Consider the following 23,138-nt stretch of genomic DNA (forward strand, 5'->3'; position numbering starts at 1 on the left):
CCTGGAACTGAAGTTCGTTTCATTATAATCTGCCGCATTCGCAAGAGTGCGGGAGCGCAGTTATGGCCAACGCGGCAGGACGCCCGGTTTCTCCCTTGATCCTCAGCGCGGATGAGCGCGCGTATCTCGAACGGCAGGTTCGTCGTCATCGCGTGGCGCGTTCTTTGTCTGAGCGATGCCGCGTCATCCTGCGATGCGCGGATGGCATACCCAGCAAATCCGTTGCGCACGAACTGGGTGTCCATGAGCATACAGTTGGCAAGTGGCGTCGGCGCTTTCTGAAGGGGCGCATCGAAGGGCTCTTGGATGAAGCCCGCCCTGGCAGGCCTCGCACGATTGATGACGATCAGGTCGCTGCAATTATCGAACGCACGCTCCGCTCCACGCCGAGCGACGCCACGCACTGGTCCATCCGTTCGATGGCGACCGCGACCGGCTTTTCGCACACGACGATCCGAAGGATTTGGAACGCCTTCGGCTTGCAGCCGCACCGTTCGGAGACATTCAAGCTTTCCAGCGACCCATTATTTGTCGACAAGGTCCGCGACATCGTCGGTCTTTATCTGTCGCCGCCCAATCGGGCCCTGGTGCTCAGTGTCGACGAGAAGAGCCAGATACAAGCGCTTGATCGCGAGCAGCCGGTCCTGCCGATGATGCCGGGCATTCCGGAACGCCGGACGCATTCCTATATCCGCCACGGCACAACATCGCTGTTCGCGGCCCTCGATGTTGCTTCCGGATTTGTGATCGGCAAATGCTACAAGCGCCATCGTGCTGCGGAGTTCCTCGACTTCCTGAAGCAAATCGACGCTCACATTCCCGACGGTCTCGATATCCATATCATTATGGACAACTACGCCACTCACAAAACTGCTGTGATCAAATCCTGGCTGGTGCGACGACCGCACTACCATGTGCACTTCACGCCAACATCAGCATCGTGGATCAATCAGGTCGAGCGCTGGTTTGCTGAACTCACCCGCAAGCAGATCCGCCGCGGCGTCCATACTTCGACCAAGCAGTTGGAAAAAGATATCCGCGCCTTCATCGAGCGGCACAATGAAAATCCCAGGCCATATCGATGGACAAAGTCAGCTGACGAAATCCTCGCCTCCGTCAAACGCTTCTGCCAAAAAACTCAGCAGACCTTATGCCACGAATTTTAGATTCACCTGACTAGGTATAAGCCGCACCGTTCCGGTTGGATTCCCAAGGAACGCACATCGAGGCTCGCCGTTAATCGAAGCGATCTCGCGGTGGCGTAGTCTGCAATGTGTGGCGAGCACCTTTATTCCGACGCTCGCCCGTAAGGACGATCCCCTCTTGGAGGAAAAGAACCATCATGGCCAAATCAACTGACGCCAAACACGACGAACCGGCCGCGGGTGAGGAAAGCAATCAACAACGGCTCAATGCAAAAGCCGCTGCGCGCTCTCCTGGTCCTGGCGCTAAGGACCGGCCAGGTTTTGACCTGGGCGGCGCCGTGACCGACGCTACGGCTGGCTCCGGTTTAGGGCCGGGAGATGATGCGTCAGAGAACAGCGGTGATCGCCGGCTACCCGGCCGCCGGCGAAAAAACAAGCTCGGTCTGCCCCGCTTTGGTGGAGCGGTTGTGAACGACAGGTCACTGCGGCCTGATTGAGCTCGACCGGTTTTGCTCAAATTAATAGCGCCGCAGCCCGCCTCATCAGTACACGCTTGCCGCAGCGCGATACGCCGCAGTCCGGCGCGGGAAGCAAGCCGGAGAACGTTGCCCATGGATCAACACACGAACAACGCTCATGCCACGTCCGATTTCCGGCACCTGGCGCATGCACTGAGCTGCTATCGCGAGCCGAATTGCACCCGAAGCGTTTTCGAGATCGTGATCACGGCAGGACCGTTTGCCCTCACGTGGTTTCTGATATGGACGTGTCTCGATGCCGGGTATTGGATGGCTCTGCTGCTCGCTGTGCCCGCCGCAGGCCTCCTCTTGCGTCTCTTCATGATCCAGCACGACTGCGGCCATGGATCATTCTTCCGCCATCGCCTCGCGAACGATTGGGTCGGACGTGTCATCGGCGTTCTGACACTAACGCCGTACGATTTCTGGCGGCGCGCGCATGCTCTACACCATGCCGGTTCAGGCAATCTCGATCGGCGCGGTATCGGCGACATCGATACGCTGACCGTGCGCGAGTTCCTGGCGCTGCCCAAGGGGCGCCGGCTCTTGTATCGCTTGTACCGGAATCCAATCGTGATGTTCGGCGTCGGCCCGGCGTATATGTTCATCTTGCGGCACCGATTGCCGATGGGACTGATACGCAGTGGCTGGCAGCCCTGGCTCAGCGCGATGGCGACGAATGTTGCAATCGCGGTACTGGTCGCGACCATGATCTGGCTGATCGGCGTTGGTCCGTTCCTGCTTGTGCAGTTGCCGATCACGCTTATCGCCGCCTCGATCGGCGTCTGGCTGTTCTATGTCCAGCACCAGTTCGAGGATACGTTCTGGGCCCATGATGAGGGCTGGAATTTCCATGAAGCGGGGTTGCACGGCAGTTCGCATTATGACCTGCCAAGCGTCTTGCGCTGGTTTACCGCCAATATCGGAATACACCATGTCCACCATCTGTGCAGTCGGATTCCTTATTATCGGCTGCCACAGGTGTTACGGGATCACCCGCAGCTCTCTGCCGTCGGACGGCTGACGCTGTTCGAAAGCCTTCGCTGTGTGCGCAAGGTTCTTTGGGATGAGGGCCGGCACAAGCTTGTTTCGTTTCGCGAGATGGAGTCGGTTCCGTCGCCTGCATCGCGCGCTGTTTCCGGAAGCGGCTACCATTGAGGGGTGCAGAAAATGCGAAATGCACTGCGAAAGGGGATACGTAATGCCAGCGGAAGGGCTTCATCATGTTAGGTCTATTGAACCTATTCGCGTATATGCAAGGAAGCAACGACACGAGCGATCGTCTGTCGAACTTGGTCGGATTTGGAACGAATCCGGGATCGTTGCGGTCTCTGACGCATATACCGGAAAACTTGCCCGATGCTGCACCGCTTGTAGTCGTGCTGCATGGCTGCGAGCAGACGGCGACGGACTATGACCGCGGCTCCGGTTGGTCAGAGCTTGCCGACCGGCATGGGTTTGCGTTGCTGTTCCCCGAGCAGCGGCGCTCGAACAATTGGCTTCTCGCTTTCAATTGGTTCGAGCCGTGCGACAGCCACCGTGACTCCGGCGAACCCCTGTCAATCCGCCAGATGATCGAGCAGGTGGTCAGCGATCATGGGATCGATCGTCAGCGCATCTTTGTCACCGGCTTGTCTGCTGGCGGCGCGATGGCCTCGGTCTTGCTCGCGACGTATCCGGAAGCCTTTGCCGGTGGCGCGATCATCGCCGGGCTGCCGTACGGGTGCGCGAGCACGATTCCGGACGCATTCCGTCGAATGCGGGGACAGCGTGGCGGCCCGACAGCACAACAGCTTGCAGCACGGCTGCGCGACGCTTCGGAGCATGACGGACCTTGGCCGACGATCTCGATCTGGCACGGCAGTCGCGACCGCACCGTTGATCCTTCGAACAGCGAGGAGATCCTCCAACAGTGGCTTACGCTTCATGACCTTGAACGAATGCCAAGCCGCGCTCACATCGTCGACGGTTATCCCAGGCGGGTCTGGAGCGATCCCGAGGGTCATGAACTTCTGGAGGAATACCGCATTACCGGGATGGGCCACGGCATACCGCTCAACACGAGTGGCCGCCACGGCTGCGGCTCGAGTGGCGACTACATGCTGGACGTGAATATCTCGTCAACACGCCACATCGCCGCCTTCTGGGGTTTGAGGGCGGTCGGCGCAGCGGACTGAGGTGGAATGCGGTTTCTTGGATGAGCGACCAAGGAGAATAGGACGCGCGGGGTCATGAGGGATCGCGCTTGCCTGAGGCAGGTCGCGCCAGGCAAGCATGCCATCTTGCTGCTCGACCAGGCCGGCTGGCATCTGTCGGGTTGATCGTTCCATCCAACATCACGATCCTGCCGCTGCCAGCGAAATGCCCGGAACTTAATCCGCAGGAAAACGTCTGGCAGAGTTCATGCGCGACAATTGGTTGTCGAACCGCGTGTTCAAGTCCTACGAAGATATCGTCGATCACTGCTGCTACGCCTGGAACAGGCTAATCGATCAGCCCTGGCGCATTATGTTCATCGGAATGCGTGATTGGGTGTACCGGTTTTGATCAGCGAGTCTTGGTATGATCCAGCTAAACGCAGCCGTCAGGACCAGCAGTACAGCGATGAGATCGATGCCCGCTGAAACACTCTTCCGGGTCGATCCCGAGCGCAACATGAAGCGGTTTTACAAGGACCTGCAACCGTTCTGCAGAACTTTTAGGGTTCTACGCGCGCAATTCGTATTATTTCTTGAGCTATACCCTCAGGCGAAAGAACAAAATCTATACACCCGCTGGCTATTGCGCTCTGGGGCATATCCGGCTGCCCGGCTGTTTCGAGCTTCTGCGCGATCGTAATTCCCCCCACTTCTTTTATGCCGCACAGCGCCGCTGCCCCATCGCCATCATAGCCAGAGACGATGACAGCAATGATTTTTCCGTCCCAGTACTGGGTTAACGAGCGCAGAAAAACAGTAATAACTGTCGGGCCATCCCCGAGGTTTTGATATCGGCTTTAGACGAAACTCTCCATCAAGAACGTGCAGATCACGTTGTTCTGGTATGATGAACACGCGGTTGGGCTGGATGAGCAATCTTTCCGTAATCAGTTCAACCGGCATCTCCGTGTAACGTGGAAGAATCTCGTGGAGCAACGTAGCTACCGTTCTCAGGTGATTAACGATGACGATAGCAACGCCCATATCGGCCTGCAGATGTCGAAGTAACCGGGTATAGGCGTCGAGGCCACCGGCCGAGCCGCCGACGCAAACGACAGGAAAATCTCGAGCAGCACTCGCGGCCTTCATAGGTAATCGCTCTGCTCGGGTTTTTTAATCCCAACGTCGAAAAGCGGTGCCGATCCACTTTCGCCATTTTTCATTCCCTCTTTATCCGGCATCGCCCGCTGAACTTGGCTGGCTGGCATATCGAGCGTCCAGCGGAAGCCTTCCGGGGCGAGATCTATCCCAACTGTGGCATGGAGCGAGCTGGTCACCATCTGGTCAATGACAAATCGACCGAAACCTCTGCGCTTGGCCGGCTTAACGGTCGGACCACCACGCTCTCGCCACTCCAGTCGAAAGCCTTCAGGAATCTTATCTCCCCCGGTAAATTTCCACTGAAGCAAGATTCTGCCGCCGGGCACCGATAATGCGCCGTACTTCGACGCGTTGGTCGCCAACTCATGTAGCGCCAGACCAAGGGTCTGCACGGCCTCGGTTGCCACGAATACGGCAAGCCCATCGATTTCGAGACGAGCCTGATCCGTTCCAATGAAAGGCGCGAGCTGGGTACGCACCAGCCTCTCCAAGGATACACTTTGCCAATTCTGGCCGATAAGCAGGGTATTGGACTCCGAAAGCCCCTGTATCCTCGCTCCGAATTGGACCTCAAAGTCTGCAAAATTCGCGCTATGCTTGGCGGTCTGACGCGCCATCGCCTGAATCACTCTGAACAGATTGTTGGTGCGGTGCTGCAATTCCTTCATCAACACCCTTAGTTGATCGTCCTGTGCTTTTCGCTCAGTAATATCGGTGAAGGTGATTACCACGCCTGTAATGACGTTCTTGACCGTGCGGTATGGGCGTATCCGCATAATAAACGTCGCGCTCTCATCCTTTAGGTCCAGTTCCTGTTCGACGACCGCAAGCGTGCGTTGGACTTTCCTCACATCCTCGCGCAGCTTGTCATAAGCCAGCAACGTAACAATGTCGGTTATGGCGCGGCCACGATCGCAATCATGGAGTGCAAACAGCTCCATCGCGGCCGGTGTGAAATTCTTAATGTGTAGGTTATCGTCGAGGAAGATGGTCGCGATCTGGGTGCTGTCGAGAAGGTTCTGGAGATCATTGTTCACTCCATTCAGCTGATCGTTCTTGCTCTGCATCTCACTGTTGACGGTCTGAAGTTCCTCGTTGACCGACTGCATCTCTTCTTTGGCAGTTTCAAGCTCTTCATTCGACGATTGCAATTCCTCGTTGACGGACTGGTATTCCTCCGTCACTGACTTCATGTTCTCGATGTGGGTTTCCAGTTCGTTGCTGGCGGCCTTGTATCGGGCCTGCCAACTCCGCAATTCCTGCTGATGTGATGCTGCATCGAGATCGCTAACCGCCGGTGCGGTCTTCCCCGCTTCACCGCCGTTCGTAAGGGGGCCGCGTTCGCGAAAGGCAACAATGAAAAATGCCGGTGATCGTGCAATCTCAACGATGGGCTCGACAATCAACTGAACCGAGTACCAGCGTCCATCAATGGTTGCGGCCACAGTCTCATCGACAACGGTCTGGTGGGTCGCGAAGGATGTGTCCACCGCATTTCGAACCTGCGAACGCAGCGCCTTTGCCAGAATGCCGAACAGATTTAAGGTGGCCGTTCCCGGCGATGGCTCAAGATAACGGCCCGTTTCCGCTCCCGAGAAACGCAGAACTTCGCAATGTCTGTCGATCACAAAATATGCAGGCGCATATTTATCCATGGCGCGCCGCGCGCTCTGGTCGATGCCATCCTCTGCGTGAACCTCCGCAGACCACGTTGGTTCAACCGCTCGCAACGATGATGCAGTTTGAACCACGGGAAGCGTGGCCCTGACGCCATCCTGGCGCTGCAAAATGCGATGTTTTTTGTCGATAATGGTGAAGAGCTTGATCTCGCGACTGACACTTTCTGAAGGACCCAGGAACAGGTAGCCGCCCGGATTGAGCCCGTAGTGAAAAGTCTGCATGACGCGATGCTGAAATTCGTTGTCCATGTAAATCAGCACATTGCGGCAGGACACCAGATCGAGTTTGGAAAATGGTGGATCCTTGATGATGCTGTGCTGGGAGAACACGCACATCTCGCGTATCGTCGCGACCGGGCAATAGTGTTCCCTCTCCCTCACGAACCAGCGCCCCAGGCGCTCAGGAGACACACCGTCGGTCTTGCGGTAGCGCGCGGCGCGGGCGAAGGCGACAGCCTTGCCGTCGATATCGGTGCCAAAGATCGTGACCGAAGGCTCGACGTTGAGTTCGGCCATGGCCTCCTTCAACACGATGGCGATGGAATAAACCTCCTCTCCGGTGGCACATCCTGCAACCCAAACACGGATCGTATCGTCCGGTTGTTTGGCAGCAAGCAAGGACGGCAAAATTGCCGTCTTCAAAGCCTCGAAGGCCGACTCATCGCGAAAAAACTGGGTCACGCCGATGAGAAGTTCACGAAACAGCGCGTCGGCTTCGGGAGGCTCCCGCCTTAGACGCTCCACGTAGGCGGGGACGGCTTCGATCTGGAGCACCTGCATTCGGCGTTGAACGCGCCGGATTATGGTATTTTGCTTGTAGCCACTGAAGTCATGCTTGAGACGTTTGCGCAGCAGCGACGTAATCGTTGTCAGACTCTCCCTGACGTCATCACGGACGCCCTCCGAATCTTTCTGCTCTTCGACCTTGGTTAGATGTGCTTGATGTTCGAGCCGCTTTGCAGGCAGGTTCTTGACCGGCGCCACGCAATCGACAAGCCCGGTGGCCACAGCGCTCCGGGGCATCCCGCTCATCGCCGTCTCGTTGAACTCCGCTTGAGCAAACGTGTATCCACCATTTTCCTTGATCGCCTTGACGCCCAAAGTGCCATCGCTACCGACGCCGGACAGAACCACGGCGACAGCACATTCCTGCTGATTTTCAGCGAGCGAAGTGAAAAACGTGTCGATTGGCCGCCGGTACTCGCGCGCCGGCGCGGGTGTCGAAACCCGTAAAAGGTCGCCTTCCATCGTCATCGTTGCGTTGGGCGGAATGACAAAGATGTGGTTTGCCGCGAGCGCGACACCATCCCGCGCTTCTTCGACCCGCATGGACGTGTGCGGCCTGAGCAATTCGACGAGAAGGCTCTTGTGGTTGGGGTCGAGATGCTGAACCAGCACAAAACTCATGCCAGTATCAGCCGGAACGCCTTCAAAGAAGCTCTTAAACGCGTCCAGCCCTCCGGCGGAAGCCCCGATGCCAACGACCAGCGAGGGTGGACGTCGTTTAGTGGCAATCACACCGGATTGATCCGGGGTTGGTTGTTTGCCCTCGACTTTCTCTCCGTGCAGTTCTTGAGGCAGCAATAGCTTACTCCCGGTGTGCAGGACGGATTTTTCTTCCGACCCTGTACCTCCGCCTGCGCGGCTCACACAACACTCACACAATAAGTGTCGATATCAGGTTGTGTTCCCCGTCAGCACCATTGAGAATTGGGGGATTTTGTAACGCGACAATCTTGATCGGAACACAGTGAGAATCCTTATTGCTTTGGTCGATCAACAAACTCCAGATACCAGCGGCAGGCGCGAGATGTTGATGACGCCAAGCCGGAGCAAGCCCTTCCGACGTCTTATGGAGGAAACTATGCAGAAAGTTGAGGTCGTCAAGCGCTCCGATACAGCGAAGAAGTTCGTCGTGTTGCCGAAGCGATGGATCGTAGTCCGCCGTACAATATTGCCAAGTTTGGTTTCGAATGGTCGGTGTGCATCGAGCGTCCACGCCGTAGGCGATCGCTTGTTGAGGTGCGCCGTGGTCGGGATGCGAGTCGATTTGTCGCGGCCGAATCAGAGTCACCACAGGATTTAATGCGCCATCGACGGTCGAGCTGCGAGCCGGCCGATGGAGGCGCACATGGTCCGGCGCATGGATAGCCCTGTGCTGCGCATGCACGTGTCGTTCGAAGCGACAAGAACCGGCCCCCAACTTCTGATCGAGGCCTACGCCCATCTTGTGCCGACGATACGGCGCACGAAGCAACGGCCGGTGCGTCGAGCGAACCCCTCATCGAAGGTGACGAAAGCGATGGCGAGATCGGGAGGTGAGCAATGACCGAGACACGATGCGCGCTCTATGCGAGGGTGTCGAGTGAGGCGCAGACGCGCGACAACACGATTGCCAGCCAGGTCGTTGCATTGCAGGAACGCATTGCGGCCGACGGCTTCCTGCTTGAGCCAGATCACAGCTACGTGGATGATGGCTACAGCGGTTCGCTTCTGCTTCGTCCGGCGTTGGAACGGCTGAGGGATGCGGTTGCCGGTGGCCAAGTCGACCGCCTTTATGTTCATGCCCCCGATCGGCTCGCCCGCCGCTATGCTCATCAGGCGCTGCTGATCGACGAATTCCGTCGTGCCGGTGTGGAGATCGTATTCCTCAACCGCCCCATTGGTGGCACAGCCGAGGATGATCTATTGCTTCAAGTTCAGGGCGTGATCGCCGAATATGAACGGGCCAAGATCCTCGAGCGTAGCCGGCGTGGTCGCCGTCACGCGGCATGCTCCGGCTCTGTCAGCGCGCTGACGGGCGCTCCCTTCGGTTACCGTTATGTGAGCCGCGACCAGGGCGGCGGCTTGGCACGCTTCGAGGTGGTGGAGGCGGAGGCACACATCGTTCGTCTGATCTTCGCATGGGTCGGCCTGGATCGCATGAGCCTGCGGGAGGTATGCCGACGGCTGGAGCAGATCGGCTGCCGGACGCGGACAGGAACGACGCCTTGTTACGCCTCCACGATCCGCGGCATACTTGCCAATCCCGCCTATGTCGGACGGGCCGCTTTCGGGCGAGCCCGCTACCTGCCGCCACGACCGCGGTTGCGGCCGATCCGCGGTCATTTGCAACCCTCGCCGCACGCTACCTCCCGCGTTGCCGTTCCGCCCGAAGAGTGGATCGAGATCCCTGTTTCCTCGCTCGTCGATCCGGCCGTATTCGAGGCGGTCCATGCTCAGTTTGAGGAGAACCGGAAGCGCAAGCGCCAACGCACGCCGAGTTCGGACTGGTTGCTGCAGGGCCTCACGGTCTGCCGTCGTTGCGGCTACGCTTATTATGGCAAGCGCGCGCCTCGCGTCCACAAGTATGACCCGACGGACACGCTGCGCTACTATCGGTGTATCGGCACGGATGGTCATCGCTTCAGCGGCCATCGTGTTTGCGACAACCCGCAGGTGCGCGGCGATCACCTGGAAGAAGCGGTGTGGGATCAGGTCAAAGGTCTCCTGGAGGATCCGCACCGCGTGGCCGGGGAATATCGCCGCCGCCTCCTTGCGGCCCGTGACCAAGTCCGTGAACCGGAGGAGATCGTCCGCCTCGAACGACAAATGGCCACCTTGCGTCGCGGTATCGGCCGGCTGATCGACAGCTATGCCGAAGGCATCATCGACAAGGCGGAATTCGAACCGCGTATCGCTGGTCTGAAACAACGCTTCTCACAGCTCCAGGAGCGGCACCAAGCGGCGGTCGAAGTGGCCGAATGCGAGCTCTGACTCCTCGTCAGCCGTCTGGAAGACTTCTCAGCCAAGGTAAAAGCAGGGCTTGCCCGCCTTGATAGGATCGGCATGCGGCAGATCATTCGCACCGTGGTTCGCCGGGTCGAAATCGACGACGCGCACGTCGAGATCGTCTTCAGGGTTCCCCCACTCGAGGGCCCAACTGGCCCAAAATCACCAAGCCAGGCGACCAGTTCCACGCAACATTGTACAGCGGATCGTCGAGCGCACATTCGCGTGGCTGGGACGATGCCGTAGGCTTGCCAGGGATTGGGAGAATTTCAATCAGAAAGCGCTCGCGTTCCTGCGTCTCGCGTCGATCCGCCTCATGCTGAGAAAGCTATGCAATCCCGCATAATGTTTCCGGATAGACTCTGAGAAATTATGGAGCCCCACTATAGCCGCGTTCCCTTGGCGGCCGATCTGATCGAGAACGCCGTCGATCGGTTTATGTTCCTGCGTAGTTTCCGAGATTGACGAACCTCATATATCAGACACTATCGTGACAAATTGCACATTCAGCGACTGGCCGCGCGGTCCGACGGAACGGCAGCGCCGACCCTTCTAGCTGGCGGCTTACTGAGCACTTGCACGGAAGTCATTCATGGTCCTTGAAATCACCGTCGGACCGCCAAGGTTGGCGATCAACCAAGGTTATGGGGTCCTAATCACCGACCCAGACGGTCAGATCCGCTGGCCAACGGACAAGGGCTTCTATCACTCCGATACCCGGGTCATCTCGTCATGGCAAATATTCGCCGACGGCACGCCATGGGAGCTCTTGAACAGCGGCAACATCGCCTACTACGCCAATCGTATTTTCCTCACCAATCCGACCATCCACACCCAAATCGGCGAAGTCCCGGAACATACCCTCGGTCTGTCGATCAGCCGTTCCATCGGCGTGGGATCCATGAGGATCTCGATCTGGTCAATCATGGCATGAGCAAGGTGCAGTTCAATCTCGAGATCGCGGTACGCAGCGATTTCGCCGACATCTTCGAAGTGAAGTCCGGCAATATCGTCAGGCGCGGCCGCATCACATCGGCATGGTCACAAGGCGCTACACGCCTCACGATCGCCTATGTCAACAAGGACTTCGAGCGTCGGCTCACCGTCACCGCGCACAAGTGGGATTCAAAGCCGGTCTATGCCAACGGCCGGATCAGTTTCGAGCTTGAACTTAAGCCCGGCGAAGCGTGGCACTCGTGCCTGCTCTATGCGGTCGGAGACGGGAAAGCTGACGATCACGCGCCGGCTCACTGCATCGCTCAGACGGGTGACGCTGGCGCGCACCGCAAGCTGAGCCAGTGGAAGGACGCGACGCTGAAGATCGAGACAAGCAATGAGGAGTTCTACCGCTTTTACCACCAGTCGCTGGAGGATATGGCCGCCTTGCGGCTTCCCATTGAGGGCACCGACCATTTGGAGTTCGTGCCGGCTGCCGGGGTTCCATGGTTCCTGGCTCTTTTCGGGCGCGACAGCCTCACCGTCTCGCTGCAGAACGCCATGGTGCACCCTCGTTTCGCCCGCGGCGCGCTGGAGGTGCTGAACCGCCACCAGGCTAAGAAGCGCGACGACTATCGCGACGCGGAGCCCGGCAAGATCATGCACGAACTGCGTCCGTGGAGAGTTGGCGCACTTTAAGCTTATTCCGCACACGCCCTATTACGGGACAGCCGACGCCACCATTCTCTATTTAATCGTGCTGCACAACGCGTGGCGGTGCACCGCCGATCCCGATTTGCTGGCTCGGTACATGCCGGTCGCGGAAAAATGCCTGACCTGGATCGACAAGTACGGCGACCGGGACGGTGATGGCTTTCAGGAATATCAGACCCGATCCAAGGCCGGCGCCTACAACCAGGGTTGGAAGGATTCGCCCTTGCTGATCCTTGTCGAAAGTGATCTTGACGGGAATCCGCTGGACGATGCGGGTGAAGTTTCCGGTCGCGTTGTCGGGCGGCAGGAGTGCAAACTGAGCACCGCTGGCGGGCGACAGGCTATCGATGTGTCCGGTGAACTTCACACCCTGGACGCCATCGACGGATACCCACTTACGCGGTCATAACGCGGTTCGTGATGGAGCGAGGGCTAACACCAGAATGCCGACGACGCCTGCCATGGCCGATCCTATCAATACGCCTAACTTAACCTGATCTTGAAAGGCGATGACCGTTGGGAACGCCAACAGTCCGATAAAAAGACTCATGGTGAACCCGATGCCGCACAGCAGGGCGACGCCGTAAATCTGCAGCCAGCTTGCATGGCCTGGTCGAGCGCCGAGCTTTAGGCGAACGGCCGCCCAAGTCGCCAGGAACACCCCTATCTGCTTGCCGAAAAACAACCAGCGGCGACGCCAAGCGTCACCGGAGCAGTAATGGTCGCCCAGTTCAATCCCGCAAAGGAAACGCCGGCATTTGCGAAGCCGAAGACTGGCATAATCAAATAAGACACGGGCCACTGGATCGCGTGCTCAAGCCTCAGTAACGACGGCAGCTGGCCCGTTGACGGCAGGCGTTTCAGTGGGACCGAAAATGCGAGGGCCACACCGGCGAGCGTTGCATGCACTCCTGATTTCAACATGAAGAACCAAAGAAACGCGCCCAATAGAAGATAGGGTGCCAAATTTGTCACGCCTCGATAGTTCAGCGTCATCAGGAGGCCAAACGTCGCGACGACGGCCGCGAGCCACATAGGCGCTAGATGATCGGTATAAAAGATTGCGATAATGCTGATAGCACCAAGGTCGTCCAAGATGGCAAGCGCAGTCAGAAAAACCTTCAATGAAGCCGGGATGCGTGAGCCCAATAGAGCCAATGCACCCAGCGCAAAGGCAATATCGGTTGCCGTTGGGATCGCCCAGCCGCGCAGCGTTTGAGCGCTGAATAGATTAAACGCCACGTAAGTAAGCGCTGGAGCGACCATGCCGCCGAGCGCTGCCATCGCGGGGAGCATTCGCCGCGGCCAAGTTGCGAGCTGGCCCTCGATGAACTCCCGCTTGATTTCCAGGCCCACCATCAAGAAGAACACTGCCATGAGCGCATCGTTGATCCACTCAAGCACGGTAAGGCCGACCGCATGGGATTGCAGCGTTGCAAAATAGACTGACGCCCAAGGCGAATTGGCTACAATCAGCGCGACGGTCGCTGTCGCCATTAAGGCGATTCCGCCGCCCGCTTCACTGGTCAGCAAGCGGCGGAATGTCGACTTCGGCTTAGATATTAATTGCATGCGTGAGATTGCCCCCACTCACGCGCGGCCTCAATGACTTTCGGCTATCATCCTGTGGCTTGGCTGACCCTGGCATCAGTGCACGGCTTTCTGGCCGACGCTAAGGCGATGATGCCTACCGAACCGTTCCACCATTGTTGCGCTGGCTTTGTTCAGGCCGATGATCTCAACTTGCGCCCCATGACGGCGAAGTTTCAGCACGATGTCATCGAGGGCGCCAATGGCCGTGATGTCCCAGAAATGAGCTTCGCTTACGTCGATGCGAACACGCGCAGGGACGTCAAGATAGTCAAAGGCGTCGATGAGGCTGCCGGCGGAGGCGAAGAACACCTGCCCAGTGACGTAATAATTAATCTGGCTGCCATCTTCCGATGGTTCGGTAACGATCCCGAGCAACCGTGCGACCTTTGCCGCGAAAAATACGCCGCTCAGGATGACGCCTGTCAGAACGCCCATCGAAAGGTCGCCGGTCGCCACAACGACGACGACGGTTGCCAACATCACCACGCTTGAGCTGAGAGGGTGCGAACGCAAGCTTGTGACGGACGACCAGTTGAATGTGCTGATCGACACCATGATCATCACAGCGACCAGAGCTGCCATCGGGATCTGCTTGACCCAGTCTCCGAGAACGACAATTAGGAACAGCAAAAAAGCGCCAGCAAAAAAGGTGGAAAGCCGTGTGCGAGCGCCTGCAGTGACGTTGATGACCGATTGACCGATCATCGCGCAACCGCCCATCGCGCCCAGAAATCCGGTCACGAAGTTGGCGACACCCTGGCCAACGCATTCCCGATTTTTGTTGCTACCCGCGTCGGTCATGTCGTCCACGATCGACGCGGTCAGCAAGGATTCCAGCAGGCCGACGGCCGCCATCGTCAATGAATAGGGCAGGATAATCTTGAGAGTCTCCAGGGTGAAGGGCACCTGGGGAATTGCAAAAAAGGGCAAGCTAGAGGGGAGCTCACCCATATCGCCGACCGTGCGCAGCTTGATGCCGGAGTAAATGGTAAAAGCAGTCAAGGCGACAATGCTGACGAGCGCGGACGGTACACGCTTGGTGACGAACGGGAAAAGGTAGATGATCGACAGGCCGACGGCGACCATAGCGTAGGTTTGCCAGCCGACGTGGGTTAGCTGCGGCAGCTGTGCCAGGAAAATCAGAATCGCCAGCGCGTTGACAAATCCCGTCATGACCGAGCGCGACACAAATTTCATCAGGAGACCGAGCCGCAGGGCGCCGGCCAGAATCTGGATTAATCCCATCAGGACGGTCGCTGCGAACAAATATTGAAGGCCATGGTCACGAACCAATGTGATCATCAGAACGGCGGTAGAAGCGGTCGCCGCGGAGATCATTGCCGGTCGGCCACCCACAATGGCGGTGACGCAGGCAATCGAGAACGAGGCATAAAGACCGACCTTGGGATCAACGCCGGCAACGATCGAGAAACCAATGGCTTCGGGGATTAATGCGAGCGCGACCAGCGTACCGGAGAGAAGTTCAGTCGGAATGTTCGTCAGCCATTCACGGCGAAACGCTTGGAAAAACCTCATGTTGTGAGAACCAAAATAGTCAGCGAGGCGAGGGGGCTGTGCCCGTTCGACCAAAAGCAGACAGAGACGTCATTTCGCTGAGAGTTTCCGGGGGATAGGCGCCCGGCGGAGCCACCCGAAACAACACCTCGGGTCCGACGAGCCCGCATCATGCCTTCGCTGCACTGCAAAATCAACTGTTGAGAGCGCCCCTGCCGGAGCCGCGGCCCGATGTTCCATAAGATAGCTTATGCGAATCCAAATTCGCTAGTTTAATAGACGGCTTAATGGCTACGTATTCCATAACATACCTCAATTACTCAGTTTGATTGTCACCAAAAATCAGTCACTCACGCGGCGCTTCATCGCACGATAATTTTCTCAGCAGATAGGTCGCGTCAGTAGTGCCCCAACGTTAAACGAACAAAGTCAATTGGTTGGCCGAAACGGGCTCGGCCACGACGATCGGCTGCAACGAAAGTAGCTGATCTATCGGCATTCGCTCGAACATGGTGAGGCTCAGGATCTGTAGGATTTCATAGAGGCTGGCGGAGAGTTGGAGCCGCTTCTTGATGATGGCGACCAGCACGTATGCTGACGCTGCTGGCCCCGAACATCGCTGAGGCTATCTTGAACGGACGGCAACCGCCGAACCAGCACGTAGACTGCCTGCTACGGGTGTTTCCAGTGGGGTGGCGGGAGCAACGGGCGACATCTTTCGGCTGAGGCCGATCGTTCGCGCGAGCAGAATCCAACACGCTTGGTTCACGAAGCCTCAAGCACCGTCCGGAGCATTGACCGGCATTCCGCCAAACGCTCGAGCGCTAGCTCGGTACCCCAGTGGGCCTGTATTTCCTGCAGATCACGGATCGCCACGTCGACGGCAGTGCGCAGGTCAATTGCGCGATCTGCGTCAGCTTCGGCTCGCCGGTCGCACAGCCAGATGATTTCAGCACTCAACGCAGCACCCTCCGAATCAGCGGCAGGATGCCAGCGGCGCGCCTAATCAACCGTTAGCAGAAACACTCACCGGTCCATCCTCGGGCACAATCGTCGGCTGGTAACGTCACCATCCAGCGGGTAACTGGCTGCCCCCCAGCCAAGCTTCGGATTTTAGGTTTTGCCAATTTCCCGAATCAGCATGTTGGATTAAAAGCGGGCCATGCTGTGGCGCCGCGGCGTCATCCGCGCGGGCGCGCATCGTCGAACGTGGAGGTCACATGGTTTCCGCCGCCGTCGTCCTTCGGGAAGACAACGCCATTGAGAGGCCGGCGGCCCTGTTGAGCCGCGCCGAGGTGCTTACCCGTTACCGCCATTTACGGGAAATCAGCCGGCAGCATCATTCCGCAGTACTGGATTTTTTATCCAAGGATACGATCATATCCCAGGCTCGGCGCTTAGGTCTGGCTCAGGGCAAGACGCTGCTCCTCGACAGCATGGACGATCTTAATTTCGTTTTCGACCTTGCGATCCACACGGCAAAGGACCGCTCCCGGGCGATTGATCGTTATGCCAGAGCGGCACGTCTGGCGCCAGGGTCTGACGAATCACTCATGCTCGAGGCCATGCGACGCGCGCGCTTCGCGATCATCAGTATTGTGCGCCGGCACCCTGTTGCGGGCCTGATTGTCAAAGACTTGTTTCGCGGCGTGGAGGTTTGGCTGGTCGATGAGGGCCTTGAGAGTTCGCTCCCGGACGGGGCAGCGCTGGCCACTCGGCTCTTTACGCCCGAGGGCTTCGCCATGACGGCCGGCGTCCTGGTGCCGCTCGACATAGAACTGATAGAAGATGCGATTGCCGACACGCCGCAGTTGCTCCGCAATCGGCGCGAGGAGTTGATCGATGACCGCCGTTTCGCGGAGGCGATCTATCGAGTTGCCCTTGTGAGCGGGTTGATGGAGCAGGTCGCTTACCAGGACACAATTGCCGAAGCTGGGTGACGTTGGAGCGTCGTAGCGATCGCCGCCGCGCATTCCGCTGGCGTGAAATGCTGGAGAACGGCACCCACGCAACCATCGCGGAGATCGCCACCGCCGAGAAAATCAACGAGACCTATGGCGGCGGACATCAAGTGCGACGAATGCGGGCCGATCCACCGCACTGCCGCTGGAGCGGAGCGCTTGCGGCAGGCCGTACCGTCGCCTGGTCTGCCTTAACGCAGACCCGTGGGTAGAACTTGCTGTTGCCGGTCAGAGACAGGTGGAGAAATCCTGCTGTGGGACCGATGGACGGGCACCCGGGACAAGCATGGTGGTGAAATTAGTTTGTCGCGGGGCGTGCCGTGAGCTTTCAGATTACGATTTTGAAGGTCTTGGCGGGCCATCCGGATGGGCGCGCCTCGGTTGCTGAACTGACGCGCTATGTCAGCATCCTGATGTCGAGCGGATCGGATTGGACCGACTGTATGCGCCGGTTGGCCGCACGCGCACCAAAGCTCGAAATCTTTGCAGATTCATTTGTGCTGCGGGACGATCGCGGTTGGTGCATCACGGATTCGGGCAGGCAGTTCTTGGCTTCGCTGGAAGCGCCGACTCCCGCCTGGTCGGAAGAGCAGGAGCAACCGACCGGAGCCCGCGTGACGTTCGTTACCGCACCGAGCCAGGTCCAGCCGACGCTTCGACTGGTTGTAGACAACACGGGCACCTCGCAGCCCGGTCTCGGTCCGGATGAAACACGGCGGCCTGCGTGGTCCGCGCTGCGACCAAGTAGCACGATGGGCGGCGAAGGCCGCTCGTGAGCTTGCCGCCCATCCAGAGTAGACTCAGCCGAACGCGCTGGAGCCAACGTCGCCGTTGTCTGGCCCCCCTGCACGCGTTGCGCGTTGGGATCAGCGTCCAGCCTACGTCGACGCGCCCCGTCGGCAACGACAGGGCTCCGAACTTCGTGGTGTTGGTGCAGAGTTTGTTGAGCGTCATCGCGATGGCGATCGCGGCACCCGACGTCATCTGGATGTCTGGTTGCACATGGGATCTGGAATAGATTCACCGACGATTAAAGAAAATGAATTCATGAAACCTACGATCGCGAGCGACACTTATTCTGATCGGACCTTACGATTTTAATTCTTTTCGCTTTCGCGTCGATTGATGCGTCATAGACCCGATGCTCGCTGAGTGATCGGCGGCCCGTCCTCTGCATGCATAATGTCGAGGGTTGTGCTGAATTGCCGGCACAGAGCCTCAAGCATGGAGGACGGGCTTAATAAACGATATCACATACGTCGGATTGGATGTGCACAAGGCGACGGTTTGCGTGGCGATTGCCGAGAGCGGCCGCGGAGGCGAGGTACGAGAGGTTGGCGCATTCGAGAACCGCCCCGACGTCCTACGCAAAATGGTGGCTCGGCTTGGTAAGCAGAGACCTCGCCTCAATTTCTGCTACGAAGCTGGTCTTTGCGGATATGGACTTCACCGTTTGCTGATCGGTTTGGGGCACGACTGCGTCGTGGTGGCACCATCGCTGATTCCGATGAAGGCGGGCGACCGGATGAAGACCGATCACCGGGACACTTTGATGCTGGCGAAGCTGCATCGTGCCGGCGAACTGACGCCGATCTGGATATCCGCTCAGCCGGTTGTTCCGCTCGGCCGGTTTCGAGATGACCCAGCCCCGAACGGAGTATGCAGACGGTCCCTGGCTGATGACTTACATGTATTTGGGAGAGCACACCCGTCATCAAACGTATCCAGAGGCGGTATCATGCACGCCCAGGCAGAAGCAAATGACTGCAAATCTTGTGGTCTGCAGCAAGTGCGGCACAGTCGATCGCCTGCTGCCGTCGCGTCCGGCCATGGACGCCAAATGTGGGGAGATGCAGAGTCAAACTGTTCCCGAGAATGTCAATGCCGAGATTTTCAAGGCCGGACTGTCATCCGGAAACAGAAGAATACACCCGCGAGCGCGAAGCTCGATCCTTCAGGGCCGCGAGTAGTCGCCGCCAGCAGAAATTTCAGCTAAAGCGAGCGAGGCTTGCAATATACTCATCCATGAGCTGGCAACGTAGACACAGGCGCGTGGAACTACGACGGCGGTGGGGTATTGGTGTTCTCATCAAGCATGAGGAAATAACGATGCCAGACATGAACCGCAATTCAAATCTGAACCGTGATAACAACTCGAACCGCACTACGATGGGAATAGGTGCTGGGACGATTTGGGCGATCCTTGGGGCGCTGGTGATCGTCGGCGCTCTGTTCGTTTGGCCGACGTGGAGAGGTTTTACCGGCAATACGGGGAACAATAGCTCGTCCACGGTCGGTCAGACCAGCAATCGTCCGGTTGCGCCGGCTGCGCCTATGACCACGAGAACGTCTCCGACGGTGCCTGCTACAACCCGATAACTCGCGTTCAGTTTTCGGAAAGAGGCGGACCCGATTGTGTTTCGGCGCAGGGAGACAGTGCGCTTTCCCGCACGAGATACAAACATCGAGGTTTCGACCAGCCTATCAGGACGACAGCCGTTCCGCCGCAGCCGAGAGACGAACCGTCAGCCCGTCCGGATTCCAGTCATAGGTCATCTGCCCGTCCAGTTGGCCATTGATGCTCTTGCGGGCGAGTTGGCTGCCGAACCCTTCGCGCTCAGGCGCGCCGTTGACACGTGGGCCGCCCCGCTCGGTCCATGAGAGCTCAAGCCGACCCTTCTTGACCGACCAAGTGACTTCGACGCGCCCGCCAGCCTTCGAGTAGGCTCCGTATTTCGCAGCATTCGTGGCCAGTTCGTGCAGAACCATCGCAAGACTGGTGACGGCATCACCGCCCACCGCGACATCCGGCCCCTCGATCACGGAGCGCGGCTCGTCGCGCGGATCCTCGGTCGCGCTATAAGGGCGAAGAACCGTTTGAATGATATCGGCCAACGTCACTATCGGATTCGCCGATCCGGCCTCAAGTCGCCGCGGCCTGACCAACTGATGGGCGCTTGCCAGCGCGCCAAGGCGCCCCTGGATCGCCGTTGCCATCTCCTTGGGTGTCGTTGCCGAACGCGCACTCAACGACACGACGCCGCTTGTGATGGCGAACAGGTTCTTGATCCGGTGATCCATCTCATTGAGCAGCAGCTCCCGCTGTCCGTCGTGCCGTTTACGATCGCTAACATCTTGGAAGATCACGCCGAGCTTCAGACCCGCTCCGTCATCGAACCGAAAAGCGAACAGTTCCAGCATCCGACCGACCGACACCAGATCGCGTTCGAACCGCACCGCCTCCCCGGTCGCCATAACGCCGTCATAGATGTCGAACCACTCCTGGGGCTCCTTGGGAAACATCTCTCGAATGGTCCTGCCCACCACGTTACCGACGCCGCTTTGCTGCGCGAACCCGGGATTGGCGGAGAGGTAACGAAAGTCGCTCAACTCACCGGGGCGGGTCTCGACCTTTTCAAGCGTACAAAACCCCTCGTCAATGAACTCAAACAGCATCCGGTATCTTGCCTCGCTGGCGCGCACAGCTTCGTTGGCCGCCTGGCGATCGGTAATATCGACAAAGGTCAGGACCACGCCGTCAATGACGTTATCGACTGTACGATAGGGCCGGACGCGAAGGATAAACGTCGTCCTGATGTCGTGAAGCGTCACCTGGCGCTCAACCGTCGATAGCTTGCGAAGCACGGTTTTCACGTCGCGCTGCAGATCCCTATACTCGAGCAGGCTGACGATTTCCGTGATCGGCCGGCCGATATCGGCGTCGCGGAGATGGAAAATCTCGTTGACGCCGCGTGTGAAGCGGCGGACCCGGAGATTTTCGTCGAGAAACAGCGTCGCAATTTCCGTGCTGTCAAGCAGGTTGGAAAGGTCGCTGTTCAGTCGTGTCACCGCTCCCGTCTTTTGCGCAATAAGGGCTCATAGTCAGAGATGCCCTGGCGAAGATCCGTGGAGGCTGAGCGGGATGCTATGCTCAGCCCGTCGGACGAAGGCTCACCAGCGCCCCATGGAATCCTGATCCGAACATCTTGACCCACAAATCCCCACGTGAGCCAAATCCAGGCGCTCGACCGCACCCAGCCCGGTCTGCCGATCAAGCCGGGCCGTGCCGGAACGATGACCCACGACTACAAACGCCACGGTACGACCACGCTGTTCGCTGCTCTCAACGTCCTCGACGGTACCGTCATCGGCCGCAACATGCAGCGCCACCGGCACCAGGAGTTCATCCGCTTCCTCAATGCCATTGAAGCGCAGGTACCAGTCCAAAAGTCGATCCACGCCATCGTCGACAACTATGCTACCCACAAGCATCCGAAGGTGCGCCAATGGCTGACACGGCATCCCCGCTGGACCTTCCACTTCACGCCCACATCGGCATCCTGGCTCAACGCCATCGAGGGTTTCTTCGCCAAGCTGACGAAGCGACGGCTGAAACGCGGCATCTTCCGATCGGTCGTCGACCTGCAGGCTGCAATCAATCGCTTCGTCGTCGAACACAACGCAGAATCAAAACCCTTCACATGGACCGCTGATCCCAACGAAATTATCCGAGCTGTCAGACGCGGGCACCAAGCGTTAGATTCCATCCACTAGCGCGCCTTCACATTCCACCCTTGATCCTATCGTTCATTGCTTAGCCTCCTCGCATGGAGCGCCTGCTTGTTGCAGAGCGGGGAAACCACCGGCCACGTGCGCGATGTTTATAATGCCCATCTCCATTAGAGTGTTGGCTCCCAAAGCAGACCGGCTGCCGGAACCGCAATAGAGCACCAACTTTTTGCCGCCGCCGAGTTCCGGCTTGTGAGTAGGGCTGGTAGGATCGGCTTGAAATTCGAGGAACCCGCGCGGTACATGCAAGGCGCCTTTTAGGGTGCCCGTCTTTTGCAGTTCGTCGGACTCGCGAATGTCCACGAACACCACGTCGGAGTCGCTCACGAGCTTTTCCGCTTCGGCACCTGACAGAGTTTCGACATTGCGGTTAGCCTCCGCAACCAGATCTTTCGCTCTCTTAGTTGCCATGATGGTCTCCTTCGGTTTGATTGGGCGATACTGGGTCTCGAGCATCAAGCGGGTTCGGGCTGCAGCCGGTGAGTATGCCCGAATCGTGAGAGCTGGCATGATCCCGTCTTTCACGCATTCCAAGGCGCGTCTCCGAGTGCATTGAGCGGAAGTTTTAGATAGCGCTTGCCGTCCTTTTCCGTTTCCGGGAGCCGGCCTCCGCGAATATTCACCTGCAGAGAATGCAAAATGAGTTTCGGCATCGGCAGTTCGCGATCGCGTTTCTCGCGAAGAGCCACGAACTCTTGCTCCGTTCGCGCCTTGGTCAGGTGGATGTTCTCGGCGCGTTGCTGAGCGACCGTACTTTCCCAGAGCGGCTTTTTGCGTCCGGCGGGACAATAATCGTGCCCCGTGAACAAACGGGTCTTATCCGGCAACTCCACGACGCGCTGGATGCTGTTCCACAGCTCGCGGGCGCTGCCGCCCGGAAAATCCGCCCTGGCTGTACCCCCATCGGGCATGAAGATGGTGTCGTGAATGAAAGCAGCATCGCCCACCAGATACGCGATCGAAGCAAGCGTATGTCCCGGGGTTAGTAGGACTTCGACATCCATATCGCCGATCTTGAATCGCTCGCCATCTCGGAAAAGCCTGTCCCATTGCGACCCGTCGGTGGGGAACGCGTCTGAGTAATTGTAGATTTCCTTCCATAGCTTTTGGACCTCAACGACTTTCTCGCCAATCGCTGTGGGCACACCGGTCTTGTCTTTCAGATAGCCCGCTGCCGAAAGATGGTCCGCATGGGGATGCGTGTCGAGAACCCACTGCAGTGTGTAATTTTCATGTTTGATGAAATGCAGCAATTCGTCCGCGGCATGGGTCGCGGTGGCACCTGAGTTCGGATCGAAATCGAGCACGGGGTCGATAATCGCGCACTTCTTGGTTTCGGGGTCGGCCACTACGTATTGAACGCTTGATGTGCGTTTTTCGAAGAACCCGGCGACGATGGGGGTGCCTTTGCTGACATGTATGTTTGACATCTGCACTG

General features: G+C 58.3%; 16 protein-coding genes, 7 pseudogenes and 1 other annotated feature. Of the genes and pseudogenes, 12 read left to right on the forward strand and 11 right to left on the reverse strand.

Annotated elements, in window-relative coordinates; genetic code table 11:
- The first annotated feature begins 62 nt into the window (after window positions 1-62).
- The 4 genes and pseudogenes from NHAM_RS23430 to NHAM_RS28755 all read left to right on the forward strand — a co-directional run.
- Window positions 63-1,166 (forward strand): IS630 family transposase, encoded by a 1,104-nt coding sequence (locus NHAM_RS23430; RefSeq protein WP_011505248.1) that lies wholly within the window; start codon window positions 63-65, stop codon window positions 1,164-1,166.
- A 590-nt stretch (window positions 1,167-1,756) separates the two neighbouring features.
- Window positions 1,757-2,821, forward strand: a complete 1,065-nt coding sequence (locus NHAM_RS23435; protein WP_011505249.1) for a fatty acid desaturase — start codon at window positions 1,757-1,759, stop codon at window positions 2,819-2,821.
- 95 nt (window positions 2,822-2,916) lie between these two features.
- Entirely contained in the window at window positions 2,917-3,840 is a 924-nt protein-coding gene (locus NHAM_RS23440) for an extracellular catalytic domain type 1 short-chain-length polyhydroxyalkanoate depolymerase (RefSeq protein ID WP_041359770.1), read from the forward strand.
- A gap of 81 nt (window positions 3,841-3,921) precedes the next feature.
- Window positions 3,922-4,210 (forward strand): annotated as a pseudogene (locus NHAM_RS28755) (transposase); the annotation flags it as partial.
- A 151-nt stretch (window positions 4,211-4,361) separates the two neighbouring features.
- Here the strand turns inward: NHAM_RS28755 and NHAM_RS26005 are convergent.
- From NHAM_RS26005 to NHAM_RS29525, 3 genes and pseudogenes are all read right to left on the reverse strand, one after another.
- Window positions 4,362-4,950, reverse strand: a pseudogene (locus tag NHAM_RS26005) (chemotaxis protein CheB).
- Window positions 4,947-8,225, reverse strand: coding sequence for a chemotaxis protein CheB (locus tag NHAM_RS23460; RefSeq protein ID WP_011505251.1), 3,279 nt, complete (start codon window positions 8,223-8,225; stop codon window positions 4,947-4,949). Before NHAM_RS23460 ends, NHAM_RS26005 begins: the two are co-directional and overlap by 4 nt.
- Before the next feature lie 73 nt (window positions 8,226-8,298).
- The gene (locus tag NHAM_RS29525; protein ID WP_157043869.1) at window positions 8,299-8,811 is read right to left on the reverse strand and encodes a hypothetical protein; all 513 of its coding nucleotides are present in this window, start codon (window positions 8,809-8,811) and stop codon (window positions 8,299-8,301) included.
- Between the two features lie 155 nt (window positions 8,812-8,966).
- Here NHAM_RS29525 and NHAM_RS23475 point away from each other — a divergent pair, with 155 nt between their 5' ends.
- The 3 genes and pseudogenes from NHAM_RS23475 to NHAM_RS26020 all read left to right on the forward strand — a co-directional run bounded on the left by NHAM_RS23475 (window position 8,967) and on the right by NHAM_RS26020 (window position 12,047).
- Entirely contained in the window at window positions 8,967-10,397 is a 1,431-nt protein-coding gene (locus tag NHAM_RS23475; protein WP_011505253.1) for a recombinase family protein, read from the forward strand.
- Between the two features lie 220 nt (window positions 10,398-10,617).
- Window positions 10,618-10,758: pseudogene (locus NHAM_RS29530) on the forward strand (IS5/IS1182 family transposase); the annotation flags it as partial.
- 246 nt (window positions 10,759-11,004) lie between these two features.
- Window positions 11,005-12,047: pseudogene (locus NHAM_RS26020) on the forward strand (glycogen debranching N-terminal domain-containing protein).
- A gap of 52 nt (window positions 12,048-12,099) precedes the next feature.
- Here NHAM_RS26020 and NHAM_RS28765 read toward each other — a convergent pair.
- From NHAM_RS28765 to NHAM_RS27390, 5 genes and pseudogenes are all read right to left on the reverse strand, one after another.
- Window positions 12,100-12,453, reverse strand: a pseudogene (locus tag NHAM_RS28765) (hypothetical protein); the annotation flags it as partial.
- A gap of 12 nt (window positions 12,454-12,465) precedes the next feature.
- A pseudogene (gene nhaA / locus NHAM_RS23485) lies at window positions 12,466-13,634 on the reverse strand (Na+/H+ antiporter NhaA).
- 75 nt (window positions 13,635-13,709) lie between these two features.
- Window positions 13,710-15,191 (reverse strand): SulP family inorganic anion transporter, encoded by a 1,482-nt coding sequence (locus NHAM_RS23490; protein ID WP_011505254.1) that lies wholly within the window; start codon window positions 15,189-15,191, stop codon window positions 13,710-13,712.
- An 81-nt stretch (window positions 15,192-15,272) separates the two neighbouring features.
- Window positions 15,273-15,330, reverse strand: a sequence feature (sul1 is cis-regulatory element that is thought to sense ions involved in sulfur or methionine metabolism; They are found in Alphaproteobacteria).
- 255 nt (window positions 15,331-15,585) lie between these two features.
- The gene (locus tag NHAM_RS28770; protein ID WP_430707717.1) at window positions 15,586-15,759 is read right to left on the reverse strand and encodes a hypothetical protein; all 174 of its coding nucleotides are present in this window, start codon (window positions 15,757-15,759) and stop codon (window positions 15,586-15,588) included.
- 176 nt (window positions 15,760-15,935) lie between these two features.
- Window positions 15,936-16,130, reverse strand: coding sequence for a hypothetical protein (locus tag NHAM_RS27390; RefSeq protein WP_157043870.1), 195 nt, complete (start codon window positions 16,128-16,130; stop codon window positions 15,936-15,938).
- 260 nt (window positions 16,131-16,390) lie between these two features.
- Here NHAM_RS27390 and NHAM_RS23495 point away from each other — a divergent pair, with 260 nt between their 5' ends.
- The 4 genes from NHAM_RS23495 to NHAM_RS29165 all read left to right on the forward strand — a co-directional run bounded on the left by NHAM_RS23495 (window position 16,391) and on the right by NHAM_RS29165 (window position 19,127).
- Entirely contained in the window at window positions 16,391-17,110 is a 720-nt protein-coding gene (locus NHAM_RS23495) for a hypothetical protein (RefSeq protein WP_011505255.1), read from the forward strand.
- Window positions 17,107-17,343, forward strand: coding sequence for a hypothetical protein (locus tag NHAM_RS23500; protein ID WP_011505256.1), 237 nt, complete (start codon window positions 17,107-17,109; stop codon window positions 17,341-17,343). Before NHAM_RS23495 ends, NHAM_RS23500 begins: the two co-directional genes overlap by 4 nt.
- A gap of 108 nt (window positions 17,344-17,451) precedes the next feature.
- Window positions 17,452-17,907 (forward strand): hypothetical protein, encoded by a 456-nt coding sequence (locus NHAM_RS23505; RefSeq protein ID WP_011505257.1) that lies wholly within the window; start codon window positions 17,452-17,454, stop codon window positions 17,905-17,907.
- Between the two features lie 494 nt (window positions 17,908-18,401).
- On the forward strand, window positions 18,402-19,127 hold the full coding sequence (locus NHAM_RS29165; protein ID WP_347336469.1) for a hypothetical protein: 726 nt from the start codon (window positions 18,402-18,404) through the stop codon (window positions 19,125-19,127).
- 488 nt (window positions 19,128-19,615) lie between these two features.
- Here NHAM_RS29165 and NHAM_RS24365 read toward each other — a convergent pair whose 3' ends face one another.
- The gene (locus tag NHAM_RS24365; RefSeq protein ID WP_011505260.1) at window positions 19,616-20,980 is read right to left on the reverse strand and encodes a sensor histidine kinase; all 1,365 of its coding nucleotides are present in this window, start codon (window positions 20,978-20,980) and stop codon (window positions 19,616-19,618) included.
- Between the two features lie 159 nt (window positions 20,981-21,139).
- Here NHAM_RS24365 and NHAM_RS23525 point away from each other — a divergent pair.
- Window positions 21,140-21,685: pseudogene (locus NHAM_RS23525) on the forward strand (IS630 family transposase); the annotation flags it as partial.
- Between the two features lie 33 nt (window positions 21,686-21,718).
- Here NHAM_RS23525 and NHAM_RS23530 read toward each other — a convergent pair.
- Together NHAM_RS23530 and NHAM_RS23535 are read right to left on the reverse strand one after the other, a co-directional pair.
- A complete protein-coding gene (locus NHAM_RS23530; RefSeq protein ID WP_011505261.1) occupies window positions 21,719-22,111 on the reverse strand; it encodes a rhodanese-like domain-containing protein in 393 nt (130 codons plus the stop codon).
- A gap of 110 nt (window positions 22,112-22,221) precedes the next feature.
- Complete coding sequence (locus tag NHAM_RS23535) at window positions 22,222-23,130, reverse strand: MBL fold metallo-hydrolase (protein ID WP_011505262.1); 909 nt, start codon at window positions 23,128-23,130, stop codon at window positions 22,222-22,224.
- Window positions 23,131-23,138 lie beyond the last annotated feature (8 nt).

It is taken from the genome of Nitrobacter hamburgensis X14, from assembly GCF_000013885.1.
Lineage (GTDB): Bacteria > Pseudomonadota > Alphaproteobacteria > Rhizobiales > Xanthobacteraceae > Nitrobacter > Nitrobacter hamburgensis.